Genomic DNA, 19,448 nt, shown 5'->3' on the forward strand with positions numbered 1-19,448 from the left:
AGGTACCCCATGAACTTCTTTAAATATTATTGTGCTGAGAGGTGAACTGTGTGAAAGGATTTACAAAGTATTTTATACAAAAGCTTCTATGGTATGCACTCGCTTTTTTTATAGCACTCTTTTTGAATTTTTTTCTTCCTAGATTAATACCAGGAGATCCTATTTCGGTTATAGTTGGACGTGTGATGTCTGGAAATGTGGCTAGTGAAACACAAGAACGTATATATCAGTCTTATGTTCATGAGTTTGGATTAGATAAACCAATTATTGTTCAATTTTTTACATATATAGGAAATATTTTTAAAGGGAATTTAGGTACTTCATTTAGCTTATATCCACTTTCAGTGAATGAAGTAATAGGTAGCGCTGTTGTATGGACAATTGCATTACAACTTCCTTCAATTCTAGTTGGATGGATTATTGGGAACCTTTTAGGAGCCGCTGCTGCATATAGAAATGGTGTTTTTGATAAAACAATCTTTCCTTTGTCATTATTCGTAAGTTCAATACCATATCAGTGTTTGGCAATAATCTTATTATACTTTTTTGGAGTTAACTTGAGATGGTTTCCAATTGGAGGAGGTTACAGCAGAACCTTACTTCCATCATTATCTTGGACTTTTATCGTAGATGTATTGCATCATTATTTTTTACCTTTCATATCTTTGGTACTAGTTACGATAGGCGGACAAGCAATTGGTATGAGAGAAATGTCAATATATGAACTTAATACAGATTATGTTACCTACTGTAAGATGTTAGGCATGAAGGATAAGAAGATTCAAAAGTATGTATTTAAAAATGCTGTTCTACCTCAAATTACTGGACTTGCAATCAGTTTGGGAAGTATGGTAGGAGGCGCTCTGGTTACAGAGATAGTATTTGGATACCCTGGTTTAGGTACTTGGCTTTTCAATGGGATAAGGCAGCTTGATTATCCATTAATACAAGGATCAACTCTAATAATAGCGTTAATGGTATTATTAGCTAATTTCATAATGGATATGGTATATGGATTAATTGATCCAAGAATAAAAGCCGCTCAAATGGAGGAGGTTTAATATGACTACAATAAAACTATTACTAAAATCTCCTAAATTTCTGATAGGATTTGGAATATTCATTTTTTTGTTATTAACTGCCTTCATATACCCTGCAGTATCAACAAAAGATCCATTTGATATGGTAGGATTTATGTATGAATCACCCTCATCAACTTTTTTGTTAGGAACTGATAATTTTGGTAGAGACGTATTTGTTGAATTAATTCATGGAATGAAATCTTCTATAATTATAGGATTAATTTCCGGAATAATTGCTACAGTGATAGGTATAACTATAGGGCTTTTTGCAGGATACAAAGGAGGAATGGTGGACAACATACTTAATTCAATAACAAACATCTTTTTAGTAATACCGCCATTTGTAATTTTGATACTAGTTACAGTAAGTATGAGTAGTAGGTCATTAGTAACAATGGGATTAGTTTTAGGAATTACCTCATGGCCATGGACAGCAAGGGCAGTAAGGGCACAATCATTAAGTTTAAGGAATAGAGAGCATGTTGATATAGCGCGATTAAATGGAGCAAGTACTTTTGAAATAATAATAAAAGAAATAATGCCTTATATTCTTTCATATATTTTCATGGCATTTATCCTTCAAGTAGCAACAGCCATATTGAGTGAAGCAGGAATAAGTATGTTAGGACTGGGTCCAAGCAACATAGTTTCATTAGGAACGATGTTGTCCTGGGCGCTATTATTTGAATCAGTAAGGTCAGGAGCGTGGTGGGCATTTATACCGCCAGCAGTTGTGATTGCGTTAATAACATTTTCACTCTATATAATGAACACAGGGATGGACGAAATATTCAATCCCAAACTTAGGAGTTGATAAAGATGACGACAAAAAAAACTATGTTGGAAGTAAATAATTTAAAGACATATTATCAAACGAGGCTTGGAGAAAAGATAAGGGCAGTCCATAGTGTGTCATTTAAGTTGTATGAAGGAGAAATATTTGGTATAGCGGGCGAATCCGGATGTGGTAAATCGACATTAGCGATGAGTCTGTCTGGACTATTTTTACCGCCATTAAAATATGAAAGTGGATCAGTATTTTTAGAAGGAGATAATATATTTAAAAAAGATATAAATTATTTGCGAAAGGAAATATTAGGCAAAAAATATTCATATATACCCCAAAGTGCGATGAATGCTTTAAACCCCACCATAAAAATAAAAGATTTTGTGATAGATTTAATGAAAGAACATGAACCAGATATGAAAGAAAAAGAGATAATAGAACTAACGAAAAACCGTTTTGAATCGTTATCATTACCCTCAAGGGTATTAAACCTATATCCGTTAGAATTGAGTGGAGGAATGAAACAAAGGGTAGTAGTAGCGATATCGACATTGATGAATCCTGTTGTAGTAGCAGCAGATGAACCAACATCTGCGTTAGACGTATCTACACAAAAATCAGTTATACAATTAATAAAAGAACTATTTGATGATGGAATAGTAAAAAGCATAATATTTATTACGCACGAACTACCAGTTTTGAGACATATATGTGATCGAATAGCAGTAATGTATGCAGGGGAATTTGTAGAAGTGGGAAAGATGGAAGATGTAATATTCAATCCAATACATCCCTATTCCCAAGCACTGATGCAATCGATACTCGTTCCTGAAAAAGGTATGAAAGATAAAAAGTTGCCAAGTTTACCAGGATCCCCTCCAGACCTCAGAAAAATACCAAAGGGTTGCAGGTTTGCAGATAGATGTCCTTTAGCGATAGAGGAATGTAAAAAAGAAAATGTAGAAATGGTATCGCTAGATGATAGAAGTGTGCGCTGCATACGGATAAACCACATATTAACGCAAGGAAAGAAGGTGACTCCATATGGCACAAAATACTGAAGAAATAATCAAGGTAGAAAATCTTACAAAAGTGTTTGGTAGTGGTAAAAAGGCAGTAAAAGCTGTAAACAATATCAATTTTTCGATAAAGAAAGGCGAAATAGTTTCATTAGTAGGACAAAGTGGAAGCGGAAAAACAACGGTAACGAGATTAATTTTAAGGTTGCTGAAAGAAACAGAAGGGAAAATAATATTCGAAGGAAAAGATGTAACAGATATAAAAGGCAAAGAAAAAAAAGAATATTGGAAAAAAGTCCAAGCAATATTTCAAGACCCTTATGCATCATTCAATATATTCTCACCTGTAAAAAAAGTATTATTAGATACATTTAAATTGTTTAATAGTAGCTATAGCAAGAAAGAAAAAGAAAAGCTAATATGTGAAACCTTAGAATCAGTTAACTTAAGGCCAGAAGAGGTAGTGGATAAATATCCATTTGAATTAAGTGGAGGTCAAAGGCAAAGGATAATGATAGCCCGCGCTCATTTAATCAGACCCCAATTGTTATTAGCGGATGAACCAACATCGATGATAGATGCGAATTTAAGATCAGGAATACTAGAACTATTATTATCGCTGAGAGATACAGATGACTGTACAATAATGTTTGTTACCCATGACCTAGGATTAGCGTATTATGTGAGTGATCGAATTTTTATAATGCATGAAGGAGAAATAGTGGAGGAAGGAAGTGCTGACAAAATAATAACAGCGCCAGAACATCCATATACGATACAATTAATAAAAGACGTTCCAAAGCTTTCAGAGGAATGGCTTACAAGCTAATAACTTTAATATTTCATCTAACCTAATTAACCTAAGAAAAACTCTACAGTAGGAATATGTTTAATTATGTATATTAAAATACAGATAGAATAGAAGCTTTACAAATAATAACAAAAGTAGGCTTTTGTAACTTCTAAAGACAGTAAAGATAGTAAAAAAAGGAGGAGTTGCCCATTGTCGACAAAATATTTTCCGAAAGATTTCTTATGGGGTGCAGCAACTGCATCTTACCAGATAGAAGGGTCACCACTTGCTGACGGAGCAGGTTCTTCAATTTGGCATAGGTTTTCTCACACGCCGGGGAACATATTAAACGGAGATACCGGAGATGTTGCAGCAGATCATTATCGTAGATACAAAGAAGATATTGCTTTAATGAAAGAGATGGGTTTAAAAGGGTATAGGTTTTCTATAGCTTGGCCAAGAATTTATCCATATGGCAAAGGAAAGATAAATGTAAAAGGAATGGATTTTTACGATAGGCTTGTGGATGAGCTGCTTGAGGCTGGTATCACTCCATTCATTACCCTGTATCATTGGGATCTACCAGCCACTTTACAAGATTTAGGTGGTTGGGCAAACAGAGATATTGCTTGTTGGTTTGCAGATTATGCAGATTATATGTTTCAAAGACTTGGAGATAGGGTTGAAAATTGGAGTACTTTAAATGAACCATGGGTTGTTGCCTTTGTTGGTCATCTGTTTGGAGAACATGCACCTGGGATGAAAGATATTTATTCTGCGTTTTTAGTTACACATAACCAATTGAGGGCTCATTCAAAGGCCGTTAGGGCTTTCAGAGAGGCAAATATTGCAAATGGAAAAATTGGAATAACGTTGTCAAACACTTCTCATGATCCTGCAACAGATTCAATGGAAGATAAAATTGCAGCAAAGGTTGCACACGAATGGAATAATTACCCACTGTTCTTACATCCCATATACTATGGAGACTATCCAGATACTGTAAAAGAATTTTTAAAAGAGTATTTGCCTAAAAATTATTACAAAGATATGGAAGAAATAAAAGAAGAAATCGATTTTGTTGGAATCAATTATTATTCTGGCGATCTCGTTAAGTTTGATCCTGATTCACCCTTGGGTGGAAAGTCAGTTAAGAGAGGTCTTCCAAAAACAGAAATGGGTTGGGAGATCTATCCAGAAGGTTTTTATAAAATACTAAAAGGGCTTCAAGACGAATATAACCCAAAAGAGGTTTATGTAACAGAAAATGGAGCAGCTTTTGATGACAAAGTGGAAAATGGAGAAGTGCATGATCATAAGAGAATTGATTATCTAAAGAAACATTTTGAAATGGCTCATAAAGCGATAGAAGATGGTGTGAAACTAAAAGGATACTTTGTTTGGTCTTTACTAGATAATTTTGAATGGGCTTTTGGGTATTCAAAAAGATTTGGAATAGTTTATGTTGATTATAATACCCAAAAAAGAATAATAAAAGACAGTGGAAAATGGTATTCCCAAATCATTAAAAATAACTCTTTAGATTTTTGAGAAAAGGTTTTGAATTAATATTTATTTATGGTCGTGCCTTTGAATCCTTTAGTAGGTAGGTACCTAAAAATATGTAGGCAACATACATATGCTAAAAGGTACCTATTTTATGAAATTCAACTTTATTATTTTTCTTTAAATTAAAAAATCCACGACAAGTGGGATAGGGGATTTCAAAATATGTTTACCTAATTTTCAAAACAAGGATGTGAAAAAAGTGGAAAGAGACATAAAAAGTCTAATCGCACAGATGACACTTGAAGAAAAAGCGAGCTTATGTTCAGGGTTAGACAATTGGCACACAAAACCCATAGAAAGGTTAGGAATCCCTTCAATAAGGATGAGTGATGGACCACACGGATTAAGGAAAGAAGTGCCAAACCAACAAACCAGTGTACCCTCAACATGTTTTCCAACAGCAGTAACAACTGCAAGTTCCTGGGATAGAGAACTAATCAAACAAATGGGACAAGCCATAGCTCAAGAATGTCAAGCAGAAGAAGTAGACATCATATTAGGGCCAGCAATAAACATAAAAAGGTCACCGCTTTGTGGAAGAAACTTCGAATACTTCTCAGAAGATCCATACCTATCAAGCCAATTAGCAACAGCCTACATACAAGCAGTACAAAGTATGGGAGTAGGAACCTCCTTAAAACATTACGCAGCGAACAACCAAGAATACAGAAGATTCACCATAGACGAAACAATAGACGAACGAACATTAAGAGAAATATATTTATCAAACTTTGAAGGAGCAGTAAAAGAAGGCAAACCCTGGACAGTCATGTGCTCATACAACAGGGTAAATGGGATACTAGCCTCTGAAAACAAATACCTACTAACAGAGATACTAAAAGAAGAGTGGGGGTTTGAAGGATTTGTAGTATCAGACTGGGGAGCGGTAGATGAAAGGGTAGATGCATTAGAAGCGGGGTTAGACCTAGAAATGCCATCAAGTTATGGGATAGGAGACCAAAAGATAATAGAAGCAGTGAAGATAGGGAAACTTGACGAAAAAGAACTAGATCAAACAGTAGAAAGACTACTAAAAATAATATTCAAGGCAGTAGATAACAGAAACCGAGGAACAACATACGACAAACAAGCCCACCACAAACTAGCAAGAAAGATAGCAGGAGAAAGCATGGTACTCCTAAAGAACCAAGACAACATCCTACCGCTAAAAAAAGAAGGAACCATAGCGATAATAGGGGCATTTGCGAAAAAGCCAAGATACCAAGGAGGAGGAAGCTCACACGTCAACCCAACAAAACTAGATAACGCCCTAGAAGAGATAGAAAAGCTAGTCCAAGGAAAAGCAAAAATCATCTACGAAGAAGGATACAACCTAGACAACGATGAAATGAACCAAGAACTAATAGACAAAGCAAAAGAAACAGCGAAAAAATCAAATGTAGCGATAATCTTTGCAGGATTACCAGACAGATACGAATCAGAAGGATACGATAGAAAACACATGAAAATGCCAGAAAACCACAACAAACTAATAGAAGAAGTGTCAAAAGTACAACCAAACACAATAGTAGTATTAAGTAACGGAGCTCCCGTAGAAATACCGTGGATAGATAAAGTCAAAGGACTACTAGAAAGTTACCTAGGAGGTCAAGCAGGAGGAGGAGCTGTAGCAGACATACTCTTTGGAGAAGTAAACCCAAGTGGAAAACTAGCAGAAACCTTCCCCAAAAAACTAAGTCATAACCCATCATACTTAAACTTTCCAGGAGAAGGAAACAAAGTAGAATACAGAGAAGGAGTATTTGTAGGCTACAGATACTACGACAAAAAAGAGATAGAACCACTATTCCCATTTGGATATGGACTAAGCTATACAACATTTGAATATACAGATATAATAGTAGACAAAAAAGAAATAACAGACAAAGAAACAATAGAAGTAAAAGTTAAAGTAAAAAATACAGGAAAAGTAAAAGGAAAAGAGATAGTACAACTCTATATAAGAGATGTAGAAAGTAAGGTAAACCGGCCAGAAAAAGAGTTAAAAGGATTTGAAAAGATAGAACTCGCGCCAGGAGAAGAAAAGACAGTAACGTTTAAACTAGATAAAAGATCGTTTGCATATTACAACACAGAAATAAGAGACTGGTATGTAGAAAGTGGAGAGTTTGAGATACTGGTAGGTAAATCATCAAAAGAGATAGAATTAAAAGAAACAGTTAAAGTGAATTCAACAGTTACTATTAAGAAAAAATACGATAGAAATTCAACAATAGGAGATTTGATGGAAGATCCAGAGGCTTCTCAAGTATTAAAAGAGTTATTGGAAAAGATAAATGAGATAGGAGGAATTTTTCAAGAAGACGAACATAGAGATCAAGAATTAATTATATCAATGATGAGATATTTGCCATTAAGAGGCTTAATAAACTTTGGAAGAGGATATTTTACAGACGATATGCTTGAACAGCTTCTAGAAAAGTTAAATAAAGAGGAGAGATGACTTTGCAAATAAATCTAAATGGTAAATGGAAAGTTTTTGATAATGAAAATGAATTTGAATTTAGTGGCAATGTTCCAGGCACTGTTCAAGGAGATTTAATAGATTTAGAATTAATGCCACATCCATATATTGGAACAAATGAAAGGCTTTTTAAAAGGCTGGAAGAAAAAGATTGGACTTATACACGAACTTTTTTTATAGAAAATTTAAATCAAGATTGGCGTTATGAGTTAGTTTTAGAAGGCATTGATACCCTTTCTAGTATTTACGTAAACGATAAATTTGTAGGAAAAACAGAAAATATGTTTATTGAATACAGATTTGACGTAAAAGAATGCCTGAGAAAAGGGGAAAACAGCATTAGAGTGGAAATTAATTCTCCCATTAAGATCCCAAAGGCTTTAGAAAGAAACTATGGTAAATTACATGCAGGTGAGGAAACAGCAAGAGTATATATAAGAAAAGCTCAGTATTCATATGGCTGGGATTGGGGAGCTAGGATAGCTACAAGCGGTATATATAGGAATATTTACATAGATTGCTTTAAAGATGCGCGGATTTATGGCAGTTATGCGTATATAGAAGATTTAAACGGAGAGATTACTTTTACAGGATACGTGGATTTAAAGGATAAAGAAATTGATAAATACTACGTCGACATTTTGTTGAATGGTAATTTAGTAATTACGCTACCTGTAAAAAATTATTTAGAAAGGTTTGGATTTGAAGGCAAAAAAGAAGTTAAGAATTTAAAATTATGGTATCCGCATGATCTAGGCGAAAGTTATTTGTATGATATTGAATTTAGGTTAAAGAAGGCAGGAGAAGAAATATACTCAGAAAAGAAGAAAATAGGTTTTAGAACTGTACAGGTTTTAAGAGAAAATGATGGAGAAGGCGAAAGTTTTATTTTTGAAATTAATGGGAAAAAACTATTTGCTAAAGGAGCAAACTGGATTCCTGCTGATAACATTCTAAGTTGGCTTAAAAGAGAAGATTATCAACGATTATTGATGATGGCAAAGGATTCAAATATGAATATGTTAAGGGTATGGGGAGGGGGATTGTACGAAGACCCTGCATTTTATGAAATATGTGATGAATTGGGAATTCTTGTATGGCAAGATTTTATGTTCTCATGTGCTGAGTACCCAGATCATATTGATTGGTTCAGAAAACTTGCCAACCAAGAGGCGAGACATAATGTAATAAAATTAAGACATCATCCTAGTATAGCTATTTGGTGCGGAAATAACGAGAATAACTGGGGTTTTGAAGAGTGGGATTACAAGATAAAAGTTGACGGAAAAAATCTAGGGAATAGACTATACCTTGAGGATTTCCCAAAGATTTGTGCTCAAGAAGATCCTACAAGGTTGTATTGGCCGTCAAGTCCTTATGGAGGATCTAGAGCAAACTCACAAGACGCTGGAGATAGGCACGTATGGGAAATTTGGTCTGGTTGGCAAGATTTTAAACATTATACAAAAGATAATTCAAAATTCGTCAGCGAATTTGGGTTTCAAGCAGCACCAGATCCTAAAACGATAGATTTTTTTGCTAAAGAGGACGAAAAAGAGATTTTTTCAGACGTTATGTTAAATCATAACAAACAAGTTGAAGGAACCGAGCGATTATTAAAGTTTATTAACGCACATTATGGTTTAGTGAGTGAATTTGATTCTATTGTATACCTTACACAATTAAACCAAGCAGAAGCTATCAAAACTGGTGTAGAACATTGGAGAAGCCGCAAATATAAAACTGCTGGCACACTTTATTGGCAAATAAATGATTCTTGGCCAGTCTTTAGTTGGTCATGCATAGATTATTTTAAAAGACCTAAAGCCCTCTATTTTTATACAAGACGTTTTTTTAACAAATTGTTGCCTTTAGCAAAAAACAAAGATGGAGATATTGTTATATCAGTTATAAACGATGGAGACTACGTCAACAAAATTAACTTAGAATTTGAGCTTTGGAGTGTTAGTGGAGAACTTTTAATGAACAAAACATATACCGATTTAAAAATCCCAGATGATTCTGTGATGATCATTGATAGAATACATGTAGAAGAAGATATTTTAAGCAAATCTGTAGGCTATATTGCTGTTAAGAAAGATGATGACGTCATTGAAAATCATGAAATTTTCGCAGATTTAAGAATAAACAAGTTAGATAATCCACATATAACTTATAAAGTTGAAGGCAGAAATTTAATTTTGAAAACTCAAAAACCTGCAATTGGTGTGAATGTCAGAGTTGACGGCGAAAATTATTCTGGAGATAATTTCTTTTCACTATTTCCCGGAAAAACAAAGATTTTAAAGAATGTCGAAGGAGAAGTATTTGTAAAAAGTGCATTTGATTTCTTGTAACATTTAGAACATGGGGGATGGGAAAAACAAAGCAAAGCTCTGTTTTGACTTTATATATGTTTTTGGGTGGGCAGCTCGTATTTTATATCTTATGACTCTTTATTTCTGAGAAGGTAAGGTTAATACGAGCAAAAGCCCCCCTGTTTTTTAAATACCATATAAATGCTCTTTTATCATGCCAAAAGTGTTTTAAGAATACCTTCAGGAATTAAATAAAATCTCATAATAGGGGGTTGATTTCATGAAGCATAAATCAGTTAGTAGGAGAATAATAAATATTATTTTAGTAATATTCTTACTCTTCGGTTTATCGATTGTTTTTAATATAATTTCACTCAGTAATTCCAATAGAGGGCTTGAAACGTATAAAAAGCTATCAGAAGATGTCAATACTTTAACAGAGGTTGAAACAACTTTTCTTGAAGCAACGCTTGATTTTAAGGATTATCTTGTGGCATATGAAAATATTTTTGAAGAGTCATTTAAAAATAATTTATCATCTATTAATAGTTTTTTGGATTCATTGACTGGTAGTTCAATAGAAGCTACAAATGTGACACAGGTACATAGTTTAATGAGGCAGTACAATGATAGTTTTAATAAAATTGTTGAATTAGATACTCAAGCTAACAAACTTCTTACGGATTTTAATATAATGACTGACACGATTAAACAAGAACTTTCAAATTTTGACAGCTTATCTAAAAAATACAGTGTTTTAGCATTTTCATTGCTTCCTGAAAATCCAGTTACAACAGTAGATACTATAAACGACGCTGTTCACATTTATTTTTCAACCAGATCAGCTAGTGATAAAATAAGCGTTCTTAACCTATTTTCAAACTTCAAAAATAATTTGGCTTTCGTAGAGTTTGGATTGACAAACGACGAATTAAAGAATGCCTTTTCACAATTAATGAATAATATAGAAAATCTAGAAACCGAGTTTAATGAACTAGTTAACTTAATCGAATCTCAAGGCCCAATAATCCAAGAAATGGAACAATTAAGGGTAGAAATACTAAACCTATTAGAAGACCAAAGGGCTCAATTAAAAGAACAACAAGACACATTAGGGCCACAACTAATAGAAAAGAACAACAACTCTATCCTACTAACAATAATATTAACAGTAATAGCCTTTGTAGTAGCAATAATAATGGTCATATATCTAATACGAAGTATAACCAAACCATTACTTGAACTAAGAAACAAGATAAACCAATTCAAAGAAGGAGACTTAACAGTAGACTTTCAAGTAAAAAGTAAAGATGAAATAGGACAAATGGCGTTAGCTCTATCAGAGATGAGTAAAGAACTAAGAAATTCAATGGGATCGATAAGACAAGCTTCAGACAAAGTACAAGAATCCTCAGTCAACCTAACCAAGACCTCGCAAGAAAGCAGAGAAAACTCAGAAGAACTAAAAAGACAAATGGATACGATACAGACATATGCAGAAGAGACAGCAGGAAATGTAGAAGAAGTAACCTCAGGAGTAGATGAAGTAGCAAGAGCGGCGCAAGGAGTATCGCGAGATGCCCAAAGATTAAGTGAAGAAGCAGAAAACACAAACAAAGCAGCCCAAGAAGGAAGTCAAACAATACTAAGCATAAGTGAAATAGTAAAAGAAGCAGTAGAAAGGACAAAAGAAAGCCAAGAAGAAGTAACCCAACTAGCAACGAATCGCAAAAGATGTACAAAGCATAGTAGAAACGATAAACTCGATAACGGAACAAACGAATCTACTAGCCTTAAATGCAGCGATAGAAGCGGCAAGGGCAGGAGAAGCCGGAAGAGGATTTGCAGTAGTAGCAGATGAAATAAGAAAGTTAGCCGAAGAGTCAAGAAATGCGACAGACGAAATAAGTCAGATACTAACAAACATAACGCAAGGAACAAAGAAAGTAAACGACTCAACAAACAAAGTAGTAGAAACGATAGAAGAAGTGAACAAAAAAATGGACAATGTACTAGAGAGTTTCAATAACATAAGAGAAAGAATAGAAAAGATGAATCAAGGGATAGAAAACATGACAGCAAGTGCAGAAGAACAAAGTGCAAGTGCCCAAGAGATGAGTTCAGCGATAGAAAGGGTAGCCAGGGCAGTCTCAGAGATAAGTGAACAACTAGAAAACTCAAGAAAGGTAATAGACAGACAACTAAATCAATCAGTAGAGATAAACGAAAGTGCAAAAGAGTTGAGTGAATTATCTTCTGAACTAGAGGCTTTAGTTAAGAGATTTAAAATATAATAACAAAAAATACAATTTGGGAGTGATGCCTTTGAAATTTGGATTTGACCATTTTGCGATAACTGTTTCAAATTTACAACAATCAATACGGTTTTATAGGGATGTTTTAGGTTTTAAAGTTTTGGGTCAGTTAATTCAAGATAATGGAAATTTTATAATTGTCTATCTAGATATGGGAAATGGTAAAATACTTGAATTATTTCAATTTACCGAGAAAGGCGAACCAATAACATCGTACAATGACAAAAATATTGGTATGAAGCATTTTGCTTTCAAGGTTGATAATGTTGACGAAGCCTATGAGTATTTAAAAAAGAAAGGTGTTGAATTTACTATGGAACCTACTAATGCAGAAGGCGGAGTGAGAATAGCATTCTTTAAAGATCCAGATGGTATCCTTATTGAAATAATTCAAGGAGAGCTCAAATTAAAACCTTTTGAAAATTAACTTTAAAAATGGGTGATAGATAATGGCTACAATTAGAGATGTTGCGAGGGTTTCTGGATATTCTATAGCGACAGTATCAAGAGTTTTAAATGGATATGATAACGTTTCACCAGAAACCAGGAAAAAAGTATTAAAGGTTGTAAAAGAGTTAAACTATAAAAGAAGCGATAGTATGAAAGGCAGTTCGTATAAGGTTGTTGGGGTGCTTGTGCCAGATTTATTTGGATACTATTATGGAATAATCGCAGAAAGTATTAAAGAGGTATTAATAAAAAGTCATATAGAAATGTTTCTTTCAACATTTAGAAATTCAATTGAAAAAGAAAAAGAGGCGTTAGAGGAATTTTTTGGTCGGAAGGTAGATGGAATTATTGTATGTACAACGTATGATGATGAAGATAGTTTAGAAAAATTTGTGACAACAGGAATACCTGTTGTGGCATTAGATAGGGATCAATCTGAGCTAAAGATAGACATTATAACTATAGAAAATTATAATTCAACCTTAAAGATAGCCCAATATTTGTATAATATGGGTCACAAAAGGGTTGTCCATGTAGAAGGTCCTTTAAGGATTTATTCTGCTAGGGAAAGAAAAAAGGCTTTTCAGGATTTTGCTCAAAAAAACAAAGACTTTGAAGTAATTTTCATTCCAGGAGGATTTGATGCTCAATCAGGATACACATCAATAAAACAATATCTTAAAAAGAATGGAAAAGACTTTACCGCTGCCTTTTTCGTAAACGACTGGGTTGCTTTAGGTGGTCTTAAGGCTTTGAGGGAAGCTGGATATTCATGCCCAGAGGATGTTTCTGTTGTAGGTTTTGATGATGCCCCTTTTGCTAAATATTTACATCCATCATTGACAACTATATGTCAACCGATGTATGAAATGGGGTTAAATGCCGGTAAACTTATAGTGGAAAAACTTGAAGGGAAAAAAGAAAGTCGAGTCAAAAGGAGAATTATTCTTCCAACGGAAATTGTTGTCAGAGATTCTGTTAAGAAGATTTGAAATAACAATTATTTAATTATAATATTGTTTAGCAAATACAGTAAAAAAGAGGCTTTTCAGCCTCTTTTTTATTCCTTGGGTTTTACAAGAAATTTGATTGCAGTTCTCTCTTCTCCTTCAATTTCTACGTCCGCGAAAGCAGGTACACATACTAGATCAATGCCACTTGGTGCAACATATCCTCTTGCTATAGCTATAGCCTTCACTGCTTGATTAACCGCACCAGCACCAATGGCTTGCAATTCGGCGACTCCCTTCTCCCTGATAATAGCAGCTAGAGCCCCTGCAACTGCAACAGGTTTTGAATTTGCTGCTACCTTAAGTACTTCTATCTCTGCCATGAACGATACCTCCTTGTAATGTTTTGATTTTAACTTTGACTTGTTTAGGACTGAATGGCGCGTCTGGTGGGATTCGAACCCACAAGCCTTCGGATCCGAAGTCCGACGCTCTATCCAATTGAGCTACAGACGCTATACTTATTATTAATTATACCTTAAACTAACCATATAAATCAAGAGAGAAAATAAAGTTAATCATGGTATAATTTATAACATGGAGGGAAGCAATATGTTAGAAATTCAGAATAATGTTTTTTTAGCGTTTGATTTAGAAACAACAGGATTAAGTCCAGAGTATGGAGACAGAATTATAGAAATAGCTGCCATACCTATTTTTAACAAAAAAATTAAATTTAAATATTCATTTCATACGTTGGTAAATCCAATGATTTTTATACCAGGAGAAGTTTCAAGGTTTCATAAGTTAAACAATGAAGATGTATCTCAAGCACCTTTATTGATAGACGTTTTTCCTAGATTTAAGGAATATATTGATGATTCAATATTAGTATCTCATAACGCTAAAATGGACCTAAGATTTTTAGATATAGCTGCAAAAGAAAGTGGAATGTTTTCAATTGATAATTATTATATAGATACTTTGGAGGTGTCAAAGTATTTTTTAGAAAGTGGTCCATATAATCTTGAACATCTTTCAAATAAATTTAATCTTGGTATAAATAAATTTCATAGGGCTTGGGATGATGCTTTAGCTACAGCTCGATTATTTCAAAAGTATATAAATCTTTTTTCTCTAAAAGCATTAGAAAATTTTATTCGAAAATGGGGTGATTAGTCTTGGTTAAAAATTATATATTGGATACAAATGTATTAATACATGACCCAAATTGTATATTTAAATTTGAAGATAATAATTTAATTATACCTTTTCCAGTTATAGAAGAAATTGATAAGCTCAAAACAAGAAGTGATAAAGTTGCTAAATCTGCAAGAGATGTAGCCCGTATTTTGGATAGTCTACGAGATGGAATGCCTCTTCAAAAAGGTGTTAAGTTACAAAATGGAGGAACATTGAAAATATTGGCTATAGAAAAGAATGATCCTAAATACAAAATGCCAAGCTATTTAGGAGAATCAAAAGATAATTTTATATTGTATTATGCATTATATTTAAAAGAAGTAGATAAAAATTTCAAAACAATAATTGTAAGTAAAGATTTGAATTTAAGAATTAAAGCTGATGCGCTTGGTATAGAAAGTCAAGATTATTTAAGTGACAAGATTGATATTGAGCTTTTACCAGATGGATACATAATAATAGATAATCCAACTAAACATTTAGAAATCAAAGACACATATACTTATAGCGAATTAGGACTTAACGAAGAGCCATATCCTAATACCTATTTAAAATATGGTGAGAAGTTATTAAGATATAATAAAAAGAAACAGGCATTTGAAAAAATACAAATGACTTTTAATAGTGTAATTTTTGGTATTACCCCGAGAAGTGCGGAACAAGTATTTGCGTTGGATGCTTTGTTGGATCCTGACATCCCTTTTGTAACTCTGGTAGGTATTGCTGGAACAGGTAAGACTTTATTAGCACTTGCAGCGGGTCTATATAATATTTTAGAAAACAAAGTATATGATAGATTGTTAGTATCGAAACCAGTAATTCCTATGGGAAAAGATATTGGATACATACCTGGAGGCATAGAGGAAAAAATGAGGCCCTGGTTACAATCTATATATGATAATTTAGATTTCTTATTTAAAGGCAAAGGGAAAAAACCTGATGAGTATTTAACAAAAAGAGACTTGCTAGAAATAGAAGTTTTATCTTATATACGAGGTAGGACAATACCAAATCAGTATATGATAGTGGATGAAGCTCAAAATCTAACTCCAAGTGAAGTAAAAACTATTTTAACAAGAGCAGGTGAAGGAACCAAGATCGTCTTTACTGGAGATCCATATCAAATAGATAATCTTTATTTAGACAGTTCTTCGAATGGACTCGTCTATGCGGCTTCAAAGTTTAAAGGAATAGATTTAGCTGCAAACATAACTATGAAGAAGGGTGAAAGATCTGAATTAGCAACCATTTCTGCAGAAATATTATAACTTGTGTAGCAATTAAAATGAAAGTTGGAAAAACAGGAGGGCGAACTAATAAATGCCGTATGATAACAGCATCCCGGAGTTTGATATCTTCATAGATATTGCAGAAGAAGATATTCATCTATTGATTTATTTGATAGAAGCGGAAGCACACATAATGAATGTTAGGAAAAGACAAAAGAATGGATATTTTAAAATAATTGTTCCAGCAGGTTTTTTAGATGAATCACTCATTTTACTCAATTCATTGAAAAAATCAGACATCAAATTGGAGGTTATAAGTGTTGAACCGCATGACGGGATTATTTAAATATATTCCTATTCCCCAAGAACATAGTCCAGATATATACTCAGTAGATTATGAGAATCTAAAAAAACTAGGGTTTACAACTATTCTTATGGATTATGACTTTACTGTTACAGGTTGGAGAGATGACAACATAACTGACAAAACTTTAAAGCTTTTTGATAAATTGATAGAAGAAGGTTTTAAAGTAGCTATTGTTACAAATGCAAAAAGAGAAAAGGTGAAAATAATTGAAGAATTAACTAATGGCAAAGTGAAAGTCTATACAAGTATGAAAAAGCCTAATACAAAAAAATTAAAAGAAGTTTTGCAAGAAATGGATTCAAAAGAATCAGAAACAGTAATAATAGGAGACTTGTTTATTACAGACATTAGTGTAGGAAACAAGCTAGGATTGTACACAATATTGATAAACCCGTACACATATGGTCTAGAAAGCAAGTTTAAAAAATTTGTTGCAGGTTTTTCAAAGTTTGCATATAATGTCTTTTTTTATACTATTGGTTGGTTTTTTAGATTTATCGACTTAGCAGCGCCTAATGAGTTTAGAGAAAATATTTTTGACATAGATTATATTCAGTTAAAAGAAAAAGGGTACAAGATGATTATATTTGATTTTGATAACACATTAAATGAATACCATAAGGATTTCTTAACTCCAGAAGCTACGGATTTGATTATAAGGCTTAAAGAAATGGGGTTCTATTTATTAATAGCTAGTAATGGAAGAAAGAGTCGTTTTAAATCTTTAGAAATGGATTTAGATGAATTAGGAGTAGATCTTTTAACTGCAGCTAGGAAACCTCTTAAATTTAAAATAAGGAAAAAAATAAAGTACTTAGGTTATAAGCCAAGTGAGATAGTGATGATAGGTGATCAGCTTTTTACTGACGTAGTATGTGGTAATGCCTTTAAATTTTACACCATAAAAGTTGAACCACTAACAACAAATGAAGGGATTTGGACAAGAATGATCCGTTTTTTTGAACAAATAGCTTTGAAAGGGATAAGGGAAAAGCCAACACTTAGTAATAATGAAGAAAAAAAGATAGGAAAGGATTCTTCAATTACTAAAAATAAATTAACTAAATAATTATTAATTTTAAAAATGTTTAAAAATTAAGAAAAATAAAGAAAAATTAAAATAAACACGAATATTTAGGTCTGATTGTGAATAACTAGCGCTAATCAGACTTTTTTTTGAAGAAGAAAAATAATATAAATTTGGAGGGTTAAGCGTTGATCAAGAAGGCGTATTGAATTTTAAGCCTTGGCTGCCTGAACAATGGAAAGAACTATCTTTTAAATTGAGATGGAGAGATGCTAAATTAAAAGTTGACATTCTACAAGACAAGATTGTCTTTTTGTCTGATCAGACATTGAAAATCAGGGTCTTTTCGAAGGATTATATCTTGGAACAAAATAAACCATTTACATGCCAAAGATAAAACATTTATAAATCTAAAAAAACGGGCTTAAAGCCCGTTTTTTATTAAGCTCCATATTTTTCAAGTTTTCCTGCATGAGCTAAAGCTAAAGGCAATAGATCTAATGCAGATATAGTACCTAACACTCCTCTAGCACATTCAAATTCGTCAAACACATTTGATAAACCTTTTCTAACAAATTTAGAATTAATGAGTACAGGTACTGGATGCCAACTATGTGATTTCATAGGTGCTGGGGTTGAATGATCCCCAGTAATGATTAAAACATCTGGCTTCAATGCTAAAATATCTTTTAGTACCCTATCGGTATTTTCTATAACTTTAACTTTTTCATTAAAATTACCGTCTTCTCCATAAGAATCGGTCTTTTTGACATGAACGAAGAAAAAGTCATATTTATTCCAATTCGCCTTTAAGGTTTCAATTTCATCTTCAATAGTTTCTCCAGTTTTGATAATTTGCATTCCTACTAATTTAGCTAAGCCTCTGTACATTGGATAAGTTGCAATCGCTGCTGCATCTAACTTATAAATTTCTTTAAAAGTTGGAAGCTTTGGATGTTTAGAAAATCCTCTTAGTAAAGCAAAATTCATTTTTGGTTGATCTTTAAGTACTTCACCAATTTCTTTTAGTAATTTATTGGCTATCTTTGCCATTTTTTCTGAATCGGGATTTAGAGACTTTGCCCATTCCATAGGGTGTCCTTCTTTTTGTGGGTCAGCATCAGATACTTCGTCAAACAAGCCTTCTCCTGAAAATTTTACTACGAATCGGTGTTCTTTTCCAGGATAAAAAGTTATTTTAACATCATCAATTTGTTTAATTTTTTCAGATAATAGTTCGACAATTTTTTTCGATTCTTCAGAAGCAGGTCTTCCTGCTCTTCTATCAATGATTACTCCATTTTTTATAGTTGCAAAGTTTGCTCTTGCAACAACATCTTTTGGGCCTACTTCGACGTCCAAGCCAAGAGCTTCTAAGATACCTCTACCAATTTGATATTTCAAGGGGTCATATCCAAAAAGCGATAAATGGCCTGGGCCACTTCCAGGGGTTATACCTTGAAATACCGCAATACTCTGGCCTAATTCGCTTTCTTTTGCCAATGAATCCATAATAGGTTTATTAGCTGCTTTTAAAGGAGTTTTTCCTTCTTCGTTAGGTAGATCACCAACACCGTCCATAACCAAAAGAACTATTTTTGAATCTGTCTTAATTGATAAATCTTTAATGATATTTTGTCTATCAAATGAAATCAAAAATGACACCTCCTGATTTTAAAGTTTTTACTCACTTTAGAAATTTTAAAAAATATGCGAGAATAGCCTCAACGTCGAACCCTTTTAAATTCAGGGTCTTATTATATTTCTATTTATCGGAACATAATACTTACACATCTAATTCTGTAATAAGAATGTTTAGATTATCTTGAAATAGGAAATTTCAAAGTTAATTCA

The 19,448-nt window shown here is 33.2% G+C and carries 17 protein-coding genes, 1 tRNA gene and 1 pseudogene; 16 read left to right on the top strand and 3 right to left on the bottom strand.

Translation table 11 applies throughout. The annotated features are described in order from the left end of the window. Positions 1 to 50: 50 nt before the first annotated feature. The 11 genes from DTL3_RS05900 (at position 51) to DTL3_RS05950 (ending at position 13,810) form a co-directional block, all read left to right on the top strand. The gene (locus tag DTL3_RS05900; RefSeq protein ID WP_045087926.1) at positions 51 to 1,061 is read left to right on the top strand and encodes an ABC transporter permease; all 1,011 of its coding nucleotides are present in this window, start codon (positions 51 to 53) and stop codon (positions 1,059 to 1,061) included. A 1-nt stretch (position 1,062) separates the two neighbouring features. Beyond that, complete coding sequence (locus tag DTL3_RS05905) at positions 1,063 to 1,896, top strand: ABC transporter permease (protein ID WP_045087927.1); 834 nt, start codon at positions 1,063 to 1,065, stop codon at positions 1,894 to 1,896. A gap of 5 nt (positions 1,897 to 1,901) precedes the next feature. After that, positions 1,902 to 2,930 carry an ABC transporter ATP-binding protein gene (locus DTL3_RS05910; RefSeq protein ID WP_045087928.1) on the top strand — a complete coding sequence of 343 codons (1,029 nt, stop codon included), beginning with the start codon at positions 1,902 to 1,904 and terminating at the stop codon, positions 2,928 to 2,930. Continuing rightward, complete coding sequence (locus tag DTL3_RS05915) at positions 2,914 to 3,717, top strand: ABC transporter ATP-binding protein (RefSeq protein WP_045087929.1); 804 nt, start codon at positions 2,914 to 2,916, stop codon at positions 3,715 to 3,717. Before DTL3_RS05910 ends, DTL3_RS05915 begins: the two co-directional genes overlap by 17 nt. A gap of 174 nt (positions 3,718 to 3,891) precedes the next feature. After that, positions 3,892 to 5,232, top strand: a complete 1,341-nt coding sequence (locus DTL3_RS05920) for a GH1 family beta-glucosidase (protein ID WP_045087930.1) — start codon at positions 3,892 to 3,894, stop codon at positions 5,230 to 5,232. A 217-nt stretch (positions 5,233 to 5,449) separates the two neighbouring features. Next, positions 5,450 to 7,714 (top strand): glycoside hydrolase family 3 C-terminal domain-containing protein, encoded by a 2,265-nt coding sequence (locus DTL3_RS05925; protein ID WP_144403489.1) that lies wholly within the window; start codon positions 5,450 to 5,452, stop codon positions 7,712 to 7,714. Next, positions 7,711 to 10,092 carry a glycoside hydrolase family 2 protein gene (locus DTL3_RS05930; RefSeq protein ID WP_045087931.1) on the top strand — a complete coding sequence of 794 codons (2,382 nt, stop codon included), beginning with the start codon at positions 7,711 to 7,713 and terminating at the stop codon, positions 10,090 to 10,092. The genes DTL3_RS05925 and DTL3_RS05930 overlap by 4 nt, the downstream gene beginning before the upstream one ends. Positions 10,093 to 10,333: 241 nt before the next feature. Continuing rightward, positions 10,334 to 11,914, top strand: a complete 1,581-nt coding sequence (locus DTL3_RS05935) for a methyl-accepting chemotaxis protein (protein ID WP_052670402.1) — start codon at positions 10,334 to 10,336, stop codon at positions 11,912 to 11,914. Continuing rightward, positions 11,820 to 12,347 carry a methyl-accepting chemotaxis protein gene (locus DTL3_RS09820; protein ID WP_231854068.1) on the top strand — a complete coding sequence of 176 codons (528 nt, stop codon included), beginning with the start codon at positions 11,820 to 11,822 and terminating at the stop codon, positions 12,345 to 12,347. The genes DTL3_RS05935 and DTL3_RS09820 overlap by 95 nt, the downstream gene beginning before the upstream one ends. 31 nt (positions 12,348 to 12,378) lie before the next feature. Continuing rightward, positions 12,379 to 12,795, top strand: coding sequence for a VOC family protein (locus DTL3_RS05945; protein ID WP_045087932.1), 417 nt, complete (start codon positions 12,379 to 12,381; stop codon positions 12,793 to 12,795). 22 nt (positions 12,796 to 12,817) lie between these two features. Next, on the top strand, positions 12,818 to 13,810 hold the full coding sequence (locus tag DTL3_RS05950; protein ID WP_045087933.1) for a substrate-binding domain-containing protein: 993 nt from the start codon (positions 12,818 to 12,820) through the stop codon (positions 13,808 to 13,810). Between the two features lie 68 nt (positions 13,811 to 13,878). Here the strand turns inward: DTL3_RS05950 and DTL3_RS05955 are convergent, their stop codons facing one another. Both DTL3_RS05955 and DTL3_RS05960 read right to left on the bottom strand, forming a co-directional pair. Continuing rightward, on the bottom strand, positions 13,879 to 14,142 hold the full coding sequence (locus DTL3_RS05955) for a stage V sporulation protein S (RefSeq protein WP_045088651.1): 264 nt from the start codon (positions 14,140 to 14,142) through the stop codon (positions 13,879 to 13,881). Positions 14,143 to 14,206: 64 nt separating this feature from the next. Further along, positions 14,207 to 14,284 (bottom strand) — tRNA-Arg (locus DTL3_RS05960). 96 nt (positions 14,285 to 14,380) lie between these two features. Between DTL3_RS05960 and DTL3_RS05965 the strand changes: the two genes are divergently transcribed. The 5 genes and pseudogenes from DTL3_RS05965 to DTL3_RS05985 all read left to right on the top strand — a co-directional run. After that, positions 14,381 to 14,947 (top strand): 3'-5' exonuclease, encoded by a 567-nt coding sequence (locus tag DTL3_RS05965; RefSeq protein WP_045087934.1) that lies wholly within the window; start codon positions 14,381 to 14,383, stop codon positions 14,945 to 14,947. A 2-nt stretch (positions 14,948 to 14,949) separates the two neighbouring features. Then, positions 14,950 to 16,239 (top strand): PhoH family protein, encoded by a 1,290-nt coding sequence (locus DTL3_RS05970; protein WP_045087935.1) that lies wholly within the window; start codon positions 14,950 to 14,952, stop codon positions 16,237 to 16,239. 52 nt (positions 16,240 to 16,291) lie between these two features. Next, entirely contained in the window at positions 16,292 to 16,546 is a 255-nt protein-coding gene (locus DTL3_RS05975; protein ID WP_045087936.1) for a DUF4911 domain-containing protein, read from the top strand. Next, on the top strand, positions 16,530 to 17,636 hold the full coding sequence (locus DTL3_RS05980) for a YqeG family HAD IIIA-type phosphatase (protein WP_045087937.1): 1,107 nt from the start codon (positions 16,530 to 16,532) through the stop codon (positions 17,634 to 17,636). Before DTL3_RS05975 ends, DTL3_RS05980 begins: the two co-directional genes overlap by 17 nt. Positions 17,637 to 17,796: 160 nt before the next feature. Continuing rightward, positions 17,797 to 17,991, top strand: a pseudogene (locus tag DTL3_RS05985) (glycosyl hydrolase family 65 protein); the annotation flags it as partial. Between the two features lie 44 nt (positions 17,992 to 18,035). Here the strand turns inward: DTL3_RS05985 and DTL3_RS05990 are convergent. Next, a complete protein-coding gene (locus tag DTL3_RS05990) occupies positions 18,036 to 19,247 on the bottom strand; it encodes a 2,3-bisphosphoglycerate-independent phosphoglycerate mutase (protein WP_045088652.1) in 1,212 nt (403 codons plus the stop codon). Positions 19,248 to 19,448: the final 201 nt, after the last annotated feature.

The sequence above is a fragment of the Defluviitoga tunisiensis genome (genome assembly GCF_000953715.1).
Classification (GTDB): Bacteria; Thermotogota; Thermotogae; order Petrotogales; family Petrotogaceae; genus Defluviitoga; species Defluviitoga tunisiensis.

Coding starts and splice junctions, on each gene's coding strand:
- DTL3_RS05905 (WP_045087927.1), top strand. CDS start 1,063: ATGACTACAATAAAACTATTACTAAAATCTCCTAAATTTCTGATAGGA.
- DTL3_RS05910 (WP_045087928.1), top strand. CDS start 1,902: ATGACGACAAAAAAAACTATGTTGGAAGTAAATAATTTAAAGACATAT.
- DTL3_RS05915 (WP_045087929.1), top strand. CDS start 2,914: ATGGCACAAAATACTGAAGAAATAATCAAGGTAGAAAATCTTACAAAA.
- DTL3_RS05930 (WP_045087931.1), top strand. CDS start 7,711: ATGACTTTGCAAATAAATCTAAATGGTAAATGGAAAGTTTTTGATAAT.
- DTL3_RS05935 (WP_052670402.1), top strand. CDS start 10,334: ATGAAGCATAAATCAGTTAGTAGGAGAATAATAAATATTATTTTAGTA.
- DTL3_RS05950 (WP_045087933.1), top strand. CDS start 12,818: ATGGCTACAATTAGAGATGTTGCGAGGGTTTCTGGATATTCTATAGCG.
- DTL3_RS05965 (WP_045087934.1), top strand. CDS start 14,381: ATGTTAGAAATTCAGAATAATGTTTTTTTAGCGTTTGATTTAGAAACA.
- DTL3_RS05975 (WP_045087936.1), top strand. CDS start 16,292: ATGCCGTATGATAACAGCATCCCGGAGTTTGATATCTTCATAGATATT.
- DTL3_RS05980 (WP_045087937.1), top strand. CDS start 16,530: ATGACGGGATTATTTAAATATATTCCTATTCCCCAAGAACATAGTCCA.